Genomic DNA, 14,887 nt, shown 5'->3' with positions numbered 1-14,887 from the left:
ATGCCCTACTCATATGGTTCCCATGCCGCCGTGTACGACCGGTTCGCGGCGTCCTTCAACACACTGGCCGAGCATGTCGGACGCGTCATTCTGGGCAAACGGCAGGAGATCGACCTCGCGTTGACCGCGATGGTCGCCGAAGGCCATCTACTCATCGACGATTTCCCTGGACTCGGGAAGACATCACTGGCCCATGCCCTCGCAAGATCCGTGGAGGGGAAGTTCCAACGGATCCAGTTCACACCGGACACTCTCCCCTCCGACATCACAGGATCGATGATCCTCGACGAAAGCCGCAGCGGGCTGGTGTTCCGAAAAGGGCCCGTCTTCGCGAACGTCGTGCTGTGCGACGAGGTCAACCGCGCCTCGCCCAAGGCCCAGTCGGCCCTCCTCGAAGTCATGGAGGAGCGACAGGTCACCCCGGACGGCGACCCCATCGACGTACCACGACCGTTCATGGTCGTGGCGACCCAGAATCCGGTCGACTTCGCGGGCACGTACCCGCTGCTGGAGTCGCAGCTGGACCGTTTCATGATCTGTATGCGGATCGGCTATCCCGATGCAGGGACCGAGCGGGAGATCCTCAAACAGCAGAGCCTGGGCAGGCCGGTCGACGACTCGCAGCGGGCTGTGTCTCAGGCCCAGTTGACCGAGATGATCAACATCGCGCGAGGCGTGCGGGTCGACGACGAGATCCACGAATTCGTCGTCCGCATCCTCGGACGTACACGGGACGACCCATCCGTGCGGCTGGGTGCGAGCCCGCGAGCCGGCATCGCCCTGATCCGCGCCGCCCGGGTATGGGCCGCCAGCCGACAGCGACACTTCGTCGCTCCGCAGGACGTGGAATTCCTCGCCACTCCTGTGCTGGCGCACCGACTGATGCTCGACAGCAGTGCTGCATACCACGACGTGACCGCCACCGATGTCGTCAAGCGCGCCGTCCACAGTGCCAGGCCCAGCAGATGAGGCTCACCACTACCGGCCTCGGACTTCTGCTCACGTCCGCCGTACTGGCCTGCGGCGCCGTCCTGTTGGCCGCACCGGCACTCGCCCTGGCGGCCCTAGCCGGGTTACTGGCGCTGTTCTGGGGGGTGTTATCCACGGTCACCGCACCAAGGCCGACCGGGAGAGTCTCGCTGGACACGGGGACCATAGAGCGCGGAGGCCTGGTGACCGCGCGCATACGCGTCACTCCCACCGGACTGCTCCTCCGTACCAGCGTGGACCTGGACACCACGGCGTTCGGCCCCGCCGGGGTGACGACCGTATCCGCGGGGCCCCCCGAGCCCACCCAGGCCGCCGACCACCGGGAACGGACCATCTCGCTGAGGGCGACGAGACACGGAGTAGTGACGGTAGGCCCACCTGTGCTGACACAGACCGACCCCTTTGGGCTCTGTCGACGCGTAACCCGCACCGGCGAGACGCCTTCACTGCTGATCCGTCCCGCGCTCGTCGCCGTCGCCCGGATGGAAACGCTGAGTCGAGCGCGGTCGTCCACGAGCGGCCGAGGCACCGCGACCGCCCCCGGAGACTTCGACACCCTGCGCCCCTATGAGCCCGGGGACGACATCCGGCTGATCCACTGGCCCAACAGCGGGCGAACCGGAGTGATGCTGGTCCGCAAACATGTCTCCCCTCCCACGCGGGAGTTCGTCGTCCTGCACGACACCGCGGCAGCTTCCTACGCCACCGTCGAGCAGTTCGAGGAAGCCGTGGACTTCTCGGCGTCGGTCGTCGCAGCTGCCACCGCCGTAGGCCAGGCACTGCGGCTGGGCACGACCAGCGGCCCACGGGTGTGGACCTGGCCGGCCGGAGACAGGTGCACGGAAGGGGACATCGCGCGGGCCTTCGCATCCGTCCAGCCACAGGTCGCCGCGCCAGGACCGACCGCCGACGGCCCCTTTTCCCTCGGGCGGTCGATCCGAGCGGGTCTCGTCGGGACGGCGGCGTGCACGATCGTCACTGGCGAACCGAGGGCTGAACTGCTCAGTGCTCTGCGGGACTCGGCGCTGCCCATGCGGCTCACCCTAGTGAGTATCGGGCCGCACCGACCGGCAGAACCCGTGGTGCGGTGGGTGCGAGCGCGGGGCGCCTCCCTCATCCACGCCGTCGACGCACGCGGGGCGATCGCCCAGTGGACGATGAGGATGGAGGCGTCTCGATGAGTAGATCCTCATTCCGTCGGCTGCCCGCGCTAGTCCTGGCGACCGTGGCCTCCGGCTTCGTCTTCGGTGCAGCTTTTCCGTACGAGGCCTTGGCCGCTCCCGTTCTGGTCGCCGCTGTCGTACCCGCATCGGCCGTAGCTGTCCTCCGGCGACTGCGACCGGCATGGGGGCCGGAGGTCGATCTGCCCCTGTTAGCCGTCCTGGGATGCATGGTGGGCACCGCACTGCTCTTCCATGACGTCCTGACCGCGCAGGGACTTCTGCGAGCAGCACGGGAGGCCGCGTCGGCCGAAGCCGGTGTGTGGTCTCGACTCGGTGTCAGCCTTCCGGCCTCCGCTGACGCAGACGCCCTGGTCGCCCCCTTCTCGCTGACCTGGGCCGTCACCGTGGCAGCCGTGGAACTGCGCCTACGGGCCGAGGCGGGCGCTCTGGCCCTGCTGCCGCCAACGGGAGCGATGGTCGTCGGCATGCTGATGTGCGCGCCGCAGACCGCAGGTGGGACCGTTCCGGCGATCGTCTTCGCTATCGCCGTCGCGGCCGACCTTGCGAAGTCTGACGGCGACCGCCTATCAAGGGGCTCGCAGCAGCGATGGGGAACGGCTACGCTCGCCACCGGATGCGTGGTCCTGGCGACAACGCTCCTCACCAGTTCCTCCTGGCTCACTGAGCGGCTGCCCTACGACATCGTCCGCCGCACCGGGGGAACCGCGCCGAGTGCCCTTGACCCGCTGGCCCAGGCGGCGGCCTGGGCGTCCCGACCGCGCGAGACCCTGTTCCGTGCAACCGGCGCCGCTCCGACCACCTGGGTACTGGCCGACCTTGACCGTTACGACGGAGTCGCGTGGCAACCCTCGGGCCGATTCGTCTCCGCGGCCTCCCTCTCCTATCTGTCGGAAAGCAGACCCGCCGCGTCCGACGTGAGCGCCACCGATGTACGCGTTGAGGGGATGACGGGACCGTACCTCCCCTTGCCGAAACACGCGGTGTCCGTCGAAGGCGTGCCCGTGACCGTCAGCAGGCACGACGGCACGGTTCTGGCGCAGCATCCTCTGCGGCGGGGGAGCCGCTATCGGGCCAGCGTGCCGCGTCAGCCGGACGACCCGAACAACCTGGACGACGTCCTGGTCCCCGACCTTTCCGATCCGACCACCCTGGCTGTCCCGGTTAACGTTCCCGCCGACCTGGCCAAGCTGGTCAGCGTCAGCACCTCGGCGCTGCCCTCCTCGGCGACGTCCTACCAGCGGGTGGGTGCGCTCGCTCGCCGTCTCACTTCGCACTACACCTACCGCACGGGCGAGGCGGCGGACCAAACGCTCGGCGGAGCCGCTCGACTGCTCGCCACCGGACAGGGCTCGGCGGCGGCCTTCGCCACCGTCTTCGCACTGGGAGCACGCCAGTTGGGCGCGCCCACCAGGGTCGCCGTCGGCTTCACCGCCGGCAGCGGACATCGAGACGGCTCCCGCTCCTTCACCGGGGCGGATGTCGAAGTATGGGGAGAAGTACGCTTCGTGGGGCTCGGCTGGTTGCCGTTCGACATCCTGCCCCGGCCGACCACCGGTCCTGCCGCGGCTGTTCCGCTACCCACGCGTCGGCCACCCAGCCCGACAGCCACCCCGACCGCCACTTCCAGCCCCAGTCGGCTGCCCTCGCCCACGGCCCTGCCCATCCCGCCGTATCCCACCCCCACCGGCGTCACCGGACAGCCCGAGCGGAACACCGTGTCCTGGACGGCCTTGCTGACGGTCCTCGGCGTCGCCACTCTGACGGCTGTCGCCTGGCCGCTCGTGTTCGCCCCCCGCCTCCGCAGACGCCGGGCCAGACGACGCCCCACCCCCGCCGGACGTGTCGAGGGCGCTTGGGAGGTGACCACAGCCCAGCTCGCCAGGCGGCGGCTGCTCGCCCGCCGGGCACCCCGTCTGCCCCAGTACCTCGCGGACGCTCTGCGCCCGGAGGCACAGGAAGCGCTGGCGCCGCAACTCACGGCACTGGGAGTGCTGACGACGCAGGCCCGCTACGGCGAACCCGACGCCGACGAAGCCCAGCGCCATCCCTACTGGCCCCGGATGTCCGATGCCGACGCCGACGGGGCCTGGCAGCTGGAGGCGGAGATCACCGACCGCTGCCGCGCACTGGTCCGACAAACCCGTGCCCGGGCGCTACGGCGTCTGTTGCGCCGGGCGACGGATCCGCGGACTCACGTAATGGACAAGCAACGACAAGGAGGCCCGCGGTGACGGACCCGATCGGTGTGCTCGCTGCAGCACGGGCCCACGCCCTTCTGATCGGCTGCGGCACTTACGAAGCGGAAGGCTGGCCGCCGGTCAAGGCCGCCGAGCCGACCGTGCGCGACTTGCAGTCGGTACTGCGCCGCCGCTGCGGCATGGCGGCGGACGCCGTCACCACGCTGCTCGACCCCGAAGACCCCGAGACACTGCTCGCCGCTGTGGACGAGGCCGTCCGGAAAGCGAAGGGAGGCGTATTTCTGCTGTACTTCGTCGGTCACGCTGCATCGGGCGACAACGGACGGCTACGGCTGATGACCAAACGGTCAGCGCCTCCGAACTCGTTCGGCCCTCCGGCACACTACTCGCAGGTCACATTCGAACATGTGGTGGACGTTGTCAGATGGGGTGACCCGCAGCCGAGAGCCCTGATAGCGATCCTCGATTGTTGCGATGCCAACCGGGGAGCAAGGGATTTCGACGGGATGGAGTCGTACTACCTCCTTGCCGCCGCCACCACGGACAAGCGTGCGCTGGCACCACCGGACCAGGAACACACCGCCTTTGGCGGCCGGATCATCGACCTGCTGGAGCGCGGAACCCCCGAGTTCGGACCGACCGTCAGACTCGACACCTTCGGCGACACCCTGCGCAGAACGACCCCTCTCGGGATGCCGACGCCCAGTGTCAGCGGACCCGCGGGATACCTGGTGCTGGCCCCCAACCCGCACAGCGAGGCGCTGGAACAGGAGAGGCGCTCGGCAGGCAGCAGCGTGATTCCGAGCGGGGTGTGTCCCTACCCCGGACTGGCGGCCTTCACCGAGCAGGAAAGCGAATGGTTTTACGGCCGCGGCGACTACGCCGACGCGCTGGCCTTCAACCTCACCCCGATCACCACCCCTCGCCTGCCGCTGATCCTCAACGGCCCCTCGGGATCAGGCAAGTCGTCCTTCATCCGTGCGGGGCTGCTGCCCAGACTGGCCGACCTGCCGCCGGAGGGGGCGGCGACCTCGCGAGTAGCCGCCGTGCTGGAGCCCTCGACACCACGTCCGCTGCACGGCCTTGCACGTCACCTCGCCGAACTGGGACACGGCATCGACATCGCCGACATCGAGTCGCGGCTGCGCTCCGGAGAACAAGGCGTACGGTCGGTCGCCAGAGAGGTGATGACGAGCAACGCCACCCCCGACGGGCCCTTTCCCGAACTGCTCGTGATCGTCGACCAGTTCGAGAAGACCTTCGATCCGGACACCGAGCCGGGTGAGCGTGCGGCCTTCATCGCCGCTCTGTGCACCCTGGCACGAACCGACATCTCCCCTGAGCGGCGTCCCGTTCAAGGAGATCCGGACAGGGACAACACACGCGTACGAGTGCTGCTCGCCGTCCAGTCGGAGTTCGCCGCCCTGCTCACGGATTCCGACGACAGCCTCCGGCACGCCTTGGCGGTGAACCAGCACATCCTGCCGCCATTCAACGACTCGGACGTGTGGCAGGCGGTGGTCAGACCTGCCGAGATGGAGGGTGTCTCGCCGGATGACGACTTCGTCGCCCGTATCTGCGCCGACTTCGCCGCTGCGGCCCAGCCGCCCTACGCCGACGCAACCTCCGACCTGACGCCGTCCCGCCTGCTGCCTCACCTGGCACAGGCGTTGCGGGTCACCTGGGACCGGTCGCCGGCCGGTCGTCTGACCCTGGAGGCGTACCAGAGCTGCGGCAGGCTCATGGGTGTTATCCAGCAAACCGCCGATGAGTGCTTTCGCGAGCTTGACGAGTCCGCTCGGGACGTCGCGCGGGTGTTGCTGCTCAGCCTGGTGAACCACAGCGGGCAGCGGCCGTTCGACCTGAAGACCATCCCGAAGGAGACCCTGCTCGACGGTGCGGCCGGCGCCGTCGAGCCGCCCGATCACGACCTGGCGGCCCGCACCTTCGAGACGCTCAGGAAGCATCTGCTGGTCGTGGACAACGCGTCCGGTGTGTCCTTGGCACATCTGATCCTGCTCACTGCATGGCCGCAAATGATCGAATGGGTGCGGGAGGACCGCGAGTGGCAGATCGTCCGAGAACGTATCCAGGACCAGGCCGCGCGATGGCGCGCTGCCGGTTCGAGCCACCGGCACTTCACACCGGACATCTTTCTGCCCGACGACTTTGCCGAGGCCGTCCGCAGACGGGGCAGGAGCGGCCTTTCGCCCAGTGACTGGGAATACCTCAAGGCCACCATGGCCTGGTGGACCAGGCAGGCGCGCCGCCGTCGCCTTTTCGAGGGCATACACCGGTTCAGCGCCGTCGTGGCCGTCCTCGCATTGCTGGCGGGAGGGGCGGGGCTCGCTTACGGACGTCATCAGCGTGCTACTGCCCAGCAGGCTCAATCCGATCACACCGCCGACAGGCTGGTGTCGGCGGTGAACTCGGTGTGGGCGGACCATCCCGACCTCGCTGCGCGGCTCGCTGCCACGGCCTATCACACGGCACCCGGTCCGCAGACCTGGAACGCCCTGCTGCACACAGCGGTCGAGGTTCGCCCCACCAGCGTCTCCGACGGCCTTACCAGCCATTTGTCCGGCGCACAGGTCGGCATCAGCGACCAGTGGATCGCTACCGCAGGACCCAGCGGGGCCATCGCGGTTGCCGCCCTCAGCGACGGTCACCGGGTCGCTACCCTGCCCGCCAGCCGCGGATTCACGACGGCCCTGGCCTTCGGCCACAGTGGTGATCTGCTCGCCGGTGCGAACGCAAGCGGGGTCGTGAGGCTCTGGAACCTCGGGGCTCCCAAGGCACAGCCCCGCTCCATGGTCACCACCGCCCTGGGCGAGGTGGATCCCGACACCTCGTTCGCGCTGACGTTCGCAGCGGACGACACCCTCCTCGCGATCGGGGCCGAGACCAGCGAAAACGGTGGCACGGCGACAAAGGACGGCACTGAAGTGTGGCGGACGGACGGCGGCCCCCGACCCGCCAGGGCCGTGACGCTTCCGGGATCGTTCGCGCGATTCACCGGGGACGGGACGACTCTGGCCATCCGCGATCCGCAGGGAGCGTGGACACTGAGCTCCATCGACTCGCACGACGAAGTGATCCGCGCGTCGGACGGGCGGACCGCGAAGCCGCCGCTGAGCAGAAAATTCCCCGCGACGAGTGTCTGCTTCAGTCCCCGGGGCGGCCTGTTCGCCCAGGTCGCCGCTACCACCCGGGTCTGGGCCGCCTCCGGCGGGACGACAAGGCAGACCGCCGGTCTCGCTGCCCATGGCACATCCTGCGCCTTCTCGGAAGACGGCGGCATGCTGGCCATCTTCGGCACCGGCCTTGAACTCTGGAATCTGGACGCGCGTCATGGCGCAACGCGCACCTCCGTAGTCAGCGCTCCCACCGGCGAGATACACGGTTCCAGGACCGGGCAGTTCAGTCCCGACGGTCGTCTTCTCGCTGTGCCGGGCGCCCCGCCCCGCGTCTGGGACCTCACCGGTCTGCGACAGCCGGGTCTCGTGGCGGAGCTTCCGGTGACGTCGGTCCCGGGCCCAGTCGCCATCGACTCCTCCGGTACCATCGCCGCCGTCGGTACCCGCGGCGGCGGCGTGGACCTATGGGACATCCGTGAATCCCGTCGCCCGAAGCGCCGACCAACCCTTGCCGCTCCAGCGGGAGCCGGGTCCGTCACGGCACTGAGCTTCGCTCCCGGCAGTGAACATCTCACGGCGACCTACGCTGGCCCGCTACGCAGAACGTGGGATCTGACCGGGGGCATCGCCATCCCCGCACCCACTCCCACCACGCCTCTCGACCCAGGCGTCGCCTCCGCCTCCGGTACCCACGGCCATCTGACGGTGACAAGTGACGGCCCAACCGTCACGCTCGCCAGTGGTCCGGATGGCAGCACTGTCACCCTCACAGTGACCCCCGAACCCGGGGCGAACGTCTCCGCCCTGGCTCTCAACCAGGACGACACCGTCCTAGCCGTCGGCAACGACCAAGGAGGTGTCACGCTCATCCAGCTCGACGGCCACTCCGCGCCGGCGACCGCGATCGACCTACCATCCAGGGCGGCTCGCATCACCGGAATCGCCTTTGGGCCGGGAGACAAGCTCCTGGTCGCGGCCGAAGACGGTACGGCCCTGCTCTCCGACCTGACCCCGGCCTCGCTCATCGACCGAGTTTGCGCGGCCCCGCTGACTCCACAGGTCGCCGCACTGTGGCCGCACTATGCCCATGGATCCGCGGAATCGGCCTGCCACAAAACCTGATGGCCCCTCATCACCAGCACTGGAGAACAGACATGAACTTTCTGATCGAGCAACTCAAGGATGACTCCGACGACTTGCGTCATCTGCGGCGCACCCTCGGAAAGGAGTCCGTGGTCGACAGAGTGGACGAGGTCCGGGCACCCGTCCCCGAAGGCGCTTTGGGCGGTGAACTCACCGGTCTCCTCGTCCACGTCGCACCCGAAGTCTGCACCATGCTCACCAGCGTCCTGGTCGGCTGGCTGCACATGCGGCGCGGGCGGCTGCGCCTCACGTTCAAGAAGCAGAGCGACGGCTCGGCTGTCGTGATTCTCGACAGCAGGAGCTTGCCGAAGGAAACCACCGCTGCTGTGCAGACGTTCCTGACCACGGTGCAGAAGGCGACTGAGTCGACAGACCCCGCCGCCGTCACCGGGGATTCGAGTCAGCAGCCCGGACCTGCCGCTTGATCGCGCGAGGTCGGTCACACCTAAAACCTGCGTCACTGGGACCTCTAGCAACCGCCACACACCGGCCACGCGAGCCCTTCCGGGAACCGTCCCGCAGCACCCGCTGACCCACGCATCAGCTCACCTGACTGAGGTAGCTGTGGGGGGCAGGTACGGCTCCAGCCCTTTCAAACGGGTGGCGTAGTCGGGGTGTGACGCCAGCCCCTGGCCGAGCCGGTCCCGGGCGGTGCCGGCACGGGGCAGTGACTTGGCGGCTGCGTGTTGCTGCTGTTCTTCATGATGCAGTCGCGTCAGGAGCTGGGTCAGGGCCGGGCCGAACCCGAGGTGGGCCGCGTAGCGGTCGGCGCGCAGCTCGGCCCGCCGCCCCGTGTAAGCGAGGGCGTACGGGACAACAAGCATGATCACAGGAAGGCCGTAGGACACCAGGGCCAGGCTAAGGAGCAGTGAGCCGAACATCGCCAGGACCAGCCCCATGCCGATGAAGCCGAACACGCGGGCCATCAGGAACACGACCCTCGCCACAGCACGGGTGATACGCCAGACGATGCGACTGGGCAGGGCGTACCAGTAGCCGAGCAGCGAGGCCCAGGCGTGACCGCCGATGTGATGACCCAGCTCGTGCGCCAGGACGGCGGCCAGCTCATGGGAAGGCAGCTGTTTGATGGCGAAGCGGGTCACGCACACGAGGTGGCTGGCGGTAGCGATCCCGTTGGCGAGGTCGCTGTTCTCCACCCATAGTTCGTAGCTTGCTTGCGCCAGGCCGGCGCGGGCGAGAACCTCGCGCCACACCGGATCCAGGCGGGCCAGCTCTTGCGGGGTGGGCTGGCGCAGCCCCATGAAGCGCCGGGCGATGGCTCTTTCCGTGGGCCGGTGGAATACCAGGGCACCGCTGGCCACCCAGAGAAGGATCACGAGGACGGCATACCGGCCCAGAAATGAGGCGGCCACACACAGGACACTGAGGCTGCACAGAAAGTTCGGCAGATACAGCAACAGCGTTCCCAGTGCCGTGACATCAGGAGGCCGGGCCGCGGAAACTGTCCCGACCCAGCGCGTCCGAACGGATCCGAAGATCACGTATCCGACGGCTGCTGCCGTGATCATCAAAGGCGTGAGCCAGATCCAGGCCGGGACGTCGTGCGGAGCCGAGACGGGCATGCGTCCCCGAGAGGCTGCACTGATGTACCGCAGGCCAGCTACGGCACCGATGCAGGTGATCACAGCTGCGACCGCGGCCGTGGTCATCAACGCGGCCCGCAGCACCTGTACACCGCGCGCGATATGCACACCCACGGTCCCCAGTCGTTTGCCCATACTTTCGGCGACCTCGTGCTGAGTGAACCCCAACGCTTTGGCCGCATAGACCGCCCTCCGCTGCTGCGTGGGCAGTTGCGCCAGCGCACGCTGCACGTCGCATACCGCGATGACCACCTCCTCCACGCTGCTGACCGCTGACGAGGCGGGTAACTCGGCCAATTGGTGGGCCCGTTCGGCACGCTCCTGGAGTTCCTGAAGCCGGTTCTTGATCACCTTGTAGAGATAGGCCCGCGGCCACACGATGCGCTGCGGACTACGGAAAGCCTCCGCGAAGGCGTCCTGGACGACATCTTCCGCATCCACGTGGGACAGCGGCGTCCCGGCTTCTCGCAGCCGTCGACCGGCATAGCCGACCATCTCCCCGTAGTACCGCTCGTACACGGCCTCCAGAGCCAAGTCCTCCACCGGCTCAGACATCACGCCCCCGCCCCCTCTGCCCAGACCCGCGCCGGCCGAGCCTGGCCCGAACCACTTCTGCCTCCCCGTAGGCGCGAATCCGCTGTGCTGCCGCATGATTGCGATCCGCCACGCTGCGCAATAGCTCAACGACACTCGGCAGCAGGAAGCCCAGCACCACCAGTACCAGAGTCGTAAGATCCATTTCTCCCCCTTCGTGCCACGGCCTGCCTGCCCCCGCCTTGAGAGCAGCCGTCACACCTGGAGAGGGATCAACTCCGGATTCTCTTTACTCGGCTGAGAAAATCTCTGGCCGTACGCCCTGCTGATCGTTGCTGCGGCGCTCGCCGTATCGATCTTTAGGGGTCGTTTTCTCCCGTTGATTTGTACTAGTATGCGGGCTTCATCGGGTGATGTCGGTTCGCGCCATGGCCAGGTGAATCATGGCTTCGGAGCGAAGCGGGTGGGTTTCGTAGTCGCGGACCAGGCGCGGTGCAGCATGAGCCAGCCGTAGGTCCGCTCCACGGCCCAGCGTTTCGGGATCGGGGTGAATCCCCTGTTCCCGCGGGCGCGTGGGCATTCTTGAGGTCGATGCCGAGGGCCGCGGCGTGCTCGACGATGCTCTCCAACCGGGCTGTCGCCATCCGCTTCGGGATAGGGGACCGGCGCCTCGACGAGGTTCGTAAGCGGATCGGACTGCCCTCGTACATGCGCGGCTGGCGTTCGGCCTTCAGCTCCTGGGAGCAGGCGTTCGACAAGCAGTCCCGGAGGGGGCGTGCCGCGCTCCCGACCCGGGTACCGCAATGACATGCGGACGTGGGGGAACCGCGCAGGGGGCTGGTGGTTGCTCGTCTTGGTCGCCGTCGGTGTGTCGGGCGTTTCCTGGCTGGCTCGGCTGCTGCCGGGTGTGGTGGGCGGTGCCATGGTCGCCGTCGCCGCGACGGTCGGCGCTGCGCTGTCGCAGCGCGGGCAACGGCTCATAGAGGAGACACCCCGGCACCGCTCCGACGCCGGGGACGGACTACGACGGGACCGGCGGGGCCGGCTTCCCCGCATCCGCGACATCGATGACCTGCTCTCGATAGGTGTCCACCCTGCCGCCCCGGCGGATGACGGGCACGCGGTCGGCTCACGCGTGCCTCCCTTCGTACGTCGGGACCGCAGCGCCGAGCTGGAGGAGGCGCTGCGCAGGGAGCGCTTCGTGCTGGTCGTCGGCGAATCCACGGCCGGCAAATCACGGGCGGCGTTCGAGGCGGCGCGAGCGGTCTTTCCCAGAGCCGCCCTCGTCCTGCCCGACCCCACTGAGCCGGCTCTGCGAGCCGCCGCGGCCGCGGTCCGGGGCGAGAGCCACTCGGTCGTGTGGCTGGACGACCTGGAGCGCTACCTCGGCGCAGGCGGCCTTTCCCTGCACCTGCTGGAGCGACTCGCTCCGCCGGGCTCCATGGTCCTCTCGACGATCAGGGCACAGGAACGGGCCCGTTACCTGGAGGCACAGGACTCGACCCGGAACTCCGGTTCGAACAGGTGGACACGGCCGGACGTCCTGGCTCTCATGCACGAAATCCGGCTCGACAGGCAGTGGCACAGGGAAGAGATCGCACGAGCCCGGCAGTTCGGCGACGACCGTCGCCTGGCGCGCGCTGTCGACAGCTCCGAGCTCTACGGCGTCGCCGAGTTCCTCGCTGCCGGTCCCCAACTGCTGACGGCCTGGCAGGACGCCTGGGCGCCCGAGGGACCACACGTCCGCGGCGCGGCCCTCGTCAGCGCGGCGGTGGAGGCACGCCGGGCAGGCTGGAGCGGACCACTCCCGGTCGCACTGCTACGCGACCTGCACGAGCGGCACCTCTCCGCGCGCGGCGGGGTCAGACTGCGGCCCGAGAGCTGGGAAGAGGCCCTGGAGTGGGCGACCAGACCGCTCCACGCCACGAGCGGGCTACTCATTCCCCAGGACCCGGACACATACTCCGTGTTCGACTATCTGCCGGACGCCGTGGACGTCCCGGTCCTCGACGACACCTGGGCCCGGCTAATCGAGGCGGCGGAGCCTGAGGTGTGCGTGGACATCGGGTGGTCGGCGATCACGCACGCGAGGCGTGCGGCCGCCCAGGCGGCCTTTCGGAAGGCGCTGGACAACGGGCTTCTGGCCGCCGCGATCGGAGTGGCGCAGATCCATGGCAGCGTGTGGCGGCTGCGGGAGGCCCGCGACGCGCTGCGTACGACACTCCGCTCGGCCCCGGCCGACACCAACCCCGAGGCCTTGTTCGACCTGCGGTCAGCTCTGGTCTACTGGACCGGCATAGACGGCTGCAATGAGGAGGCATTGGAGCTGGCCACCGAACTGCACGAGGAGTGTCGCCTGAGGTACGGGGCCGACCACCCGGAGACCATTCTCGCTGCTCTCCGCGTCACACGAGGGATGGTCCACACAGGCCGCCCCGCTGAGGCGCTGAGCCTGGCTCTCGACACCCAGGAGTGTTCTCTGCGCACCCTCGGTGCGACGCACCCCGTCACCCTCGGATGCAGGTTCGAGGTCGCCGTCGGCACTCAGGAGTGCGGGCGGACGGCCGAGGCGGCCTGGCTCTGGGGCGAGTTGGCCGACGACGCGACCAGGCTGCTGGGCCCGCACAACGGATTCACCGTCGATGCACGCTGGAACCAGTCCGACGCGGTGTTCAAGACCGGCGACACCTCGCGGGCACTGCGCCTTCTCGCCGGCGTCATCGACAGGCGGATCGCCACCTACGGCGCTGACCATCCGCGCGCCTTCGCCGCCCGCCTCGAGTACACGGGCCTCACCGGAAGGTCCGGCAGGCGGGATGAGGCTCTGGCCCTCCTGGCCCCTCTCGTCCAGGAAACCAGCCGAGCACTGGGTCCCGACCACGAACTCGCCCTCGCAGCCCGCCACCAAGAGGCTCTTTGGTCGGATGCCGATTTCCGGATGTTGCTGCCCGACTGCGAGCGCGCCCTGCGACCGAATCACCCGCTGACCGAGGACTGCCGCGCCCGCTGTGCCCAGCCGGACCGGCCTGTCTGGTACTACGAACCACCCTCCTGGTGACCGCTCACGACGACCTGGCGACGGCTACTGGGCGGCCAGGAATCGGTCCAGCTGTACTCGATCGTGTACCGGGCGCGGACAGCTTGGCCGGACGCCCCCCGAGTGGGTGCTGTGAGAGTCGCCGGGGGAGAAACTGCCGCTGTTCTGGCGGGGCGGGCTGGCCGCTGGCATCGACGAAGACCTCTCCATGCCCGGGCGGGCGGCAACGGTGGCCGAGATCCTGCCGCCCTGGTGGACGGCTTCCGATGGTGGGGACCACCCCCGCAGGCGCGGGGAGCACGCGATGTTCCCACGACCCACTGACAGCGGGTCGGGACCACCCCCGCAGGCGCGGGGAGCACCTGTACGAGCGGCACTGGTGGGAGCCCGGCACGGGACCACCCCCGCAGGCGCGGGGAGCACTGCACGGCGGCGACGACCTGGTCGGTGTCGACGGGACCACCCCCGCAGGCGCGGGGAGCACGCCGAGGGGGAGGGGGAGTCGTTCACCACCCTGGGACCACCCCCGCAGGCGCGGGGAGCACGACGGCGAGCAGGACACCGGCTTCGCGGACGCAGGACCACCCCCGCAGGCGCGGGGAGCACTCACCGGCTACCTGCAGATGGTGTTCCCGGCGGGGACCACCCCCGCAGGCGCGGGGAGCACAGCCACCGATGAACAGCACTGGCGAGCCGCATGGGACCACCCCCGCAGGCGCGGGGAGCACGACAAGTCCCGCCACGGCGGCGGCAGTGAGCCGGGACCACCCCCGCAGGCGCGGGGAGCACCTGATCGACGCCTTCGCCCGGCTGGCGAACATGGGACCACCCCCGCAGGCGCGGGGAGCACAGGTCCAGCTCGTGCAGGACCTCGCCCTGGCCGGGACCACCCCCGCAGGCGCGGGGAGCACGGGCCGATCGCGCGCTGGGTGCTGCGGGAGCTGGGACCACCCCCGCAGGCGCGGGGAGCACGCGTTGGGGCACGAGGGTGTGTCGACGTTGTAGGGACCACCCCCGCAGGCGCGGGGAGCACAGGCTCACGTACACGCCCGGCTCGCTC

At 69.0% G+C, this 14,887-nt stretch carries 8 protein-coding genes, 1 pseudogene and 1 CRISPR repeat array (1 of these 10 cut by a window edge); of the genes and pseudogenes, 7 read left to right on the top strand and 2 right to left on the bottom strand.

Annotated elements, in window-relative coordinates; translation table 11 throughout:
• Genes ACQF4J_RS47135 through ACQF4J_RS47115 form a run of 5 tightly spaced genes read left to right on the top strand, consistent with a single transcriptional unit; the run spans nt 1 to nt 9,077 of the window.
• Complete coding sequence (locus tag ACQF4J_RS47135; RefSeq protein WP_427168810.1) at nt 1-969, top strand: AAA family ATPase; 969 nt, start codon at nt 1-3, stop codon at nt 967-969.
• Nucleotides 966-2,171: a DUF58 domain-containing protein gene (locus ACQF4J_RS47130; protein WP_427168809.1), complete on the top strand. Its 1,206-nt coding sequence runs from the start codon at nt 966-968 to the stop codon at nt 2,169-2,171. Before ACQF4J_RS47135 ends, ACQF4J_RS47130 begins: the two co-directional genes overlap by 4 nt.
• Nucleotides 2,168-4,405 carry a transglutaminaseTgpA domain-containing protein gene (locus ACQF4J_RS47125; protein WP_427168808.1) on the top strand — a complete coding sequence of 746 codons (2,238 nt, stop codon included), beginning with the start codon at nt 2,168-2,170 and terminating at the stop codon, nt 4,403-4,405. Before ACQF4J_RS47130 ends, ACQF4J_RS47125 begins: the two co-directional genes overlap by 4 nt.
• On the top strand, nt 4,402-8,631 hold the full coding sequence (locus tag ACQF4J_RS47120; RefSeq protein WP_427168807.1) for a hypothetical protein: 4,230 nt from the start codon (nt 4,402-4,404) through the stop codon (nt 8,629-8,631). Before ACQF4J_RS47125 ends, ACQF4J_RS47120 begins: the two co-directional genes overlap by 4 nt.
• Nucleotides 8,632-8,663: 32 nt before the next feature.
• Nucleotides 8,664-9,077, top strand: coding sequence for an effector-associated constant component EACC1 (locus tag ACQF4J_RS47115; protein WP_427168806.1), 414 nt, complete (start codon nt 8,664-8,666; stop codon nt 9,075-9,077).
• A 120-nt stretch (nt 9,078-9,197) separates the two neighbouring features.
• Here the strand turns inward: ACQF4J_RS47115 and ACQF4J_RS47110 are convergent, their stop codons facing one another.
• On the bottom strand, nt 9,198-10,811 hold the full coding sequence (locus tag ACQF4J_RS47110; protein ID WP_427168805.1) for a sigma-70 family RNA polymerase sigma factor: 1,614 nt from the start codon (nt 10,809-10,811) through the stop codon (nt 9,198-9,200).
• A gap of 382 nt (nt 10,812-11,193) precedes the next feature.
• Nucleotides 11,194-11,413: pseudogene (locus tag ACQF4J_RS47105) on the bottom strand (IS5 family transposase); the annotation flags it as partial.
• Here ACQF4J_RS47105 and ACQF4J_RS47100 point away from each other — a divergent pair.
• A complete protein-coding gene (locus tag ACQF4J_RS47100) occupies nt 11,382-11,597 on the top strand; it encodes a hypothetical protein (RefSeq protein WP_427169019.1) in 216 nt (71 codons plus the stop codon). The pseudogene ACQF4J_RS47105 and the gene ACQF4J_RS47100 sit on opposite strands and share 32 nt — an antisense overlap.
• 37 nt (nt 11,598-11,634) lie before the next feature.
• Nucleotides 11,635-13,848 carry a tetratricopeptide repeat protein gene (locus ACQF4J_RS47095; RefSeq protein WP_427168804.1) on the top strand — a complete coding sequence of 738 codons (2,214 nt, stop codon included), beginning with the start codon at nt 11,635-11,637 and terminating at the stop codon, nt 13,846-13,848.
• A gap of 251 nt (nt 13,849-14,099) precedes the next feature.
• A CRISPR array of direct repeats spans nt 14,100-14,887; the repeat unit is 29 nt; unit sequence GGGACCACCCCCGCAGGCGCGGGGAGCAC (it continues 400 nt past the right edge of the window).

It is taken from the genome of Streptomyces sp. C1-1, assembly GCF_050214755.1.
GTDB lineage: Bacteria > Actinomycetota > Actinomycetes > Streptomycetales > Streptomycetaceae > Streptomyces.
Note: the sequence above shows the minus strand (reverse complement) of the source record. Positions and strands in the feature narration are given on the sequence as shown.

What these genes read in the sequence shown, in the direction of transcription:
- ACQF4J_RS47135 (WP_427168810.1), top strand. Translation starts at nt 1, where the DNA reads ATGCCCTACTCATATGGTTCCCATGCCGCCGTGTACGACCGGTTCGCG.
- ACQF4J_RS47130 (WP_427168809.1), top strand. Translation starts at nt 966, where the DNA reads ATGAGGCTCACCACTACCGGCCTCGGACTTCTGCTCACGTCCGCCGTA.
- ACQF4J_RS47125 (WP_427168808.1), top strand. Translation starts at nt 2,168, where the DNA reads ATGAGTAGATCCTCATTCCGTCGGCTGCCCGCGCTAGTCCTGGCGACC.
- ACQF4J_RS47115 (WP_427168806.1), top strand. Translation starts at nt 8,664, where the DNA reads ATGAACTTTCTGATCGAGCAACTCAAGGATGACTCCGACGACTTGCGT.
- ACQF4J_RS47110 (WP_427168805.1), bottom strand. Translation starts at nt 10,811, where the DNA reads ATGTCTGAGCCGGTGGAGGACTTGGCTCTGGAGGCCGTGTACGAGCGG.
- ACQF4J_RS47100 (WP_427169019.1), top strand. Translation starts at nt 11,382, where the DNA reads ATGCCGAGGGCCGCGGCGTGCTCGACGATGCTCTCCAACCGGGCTGTC.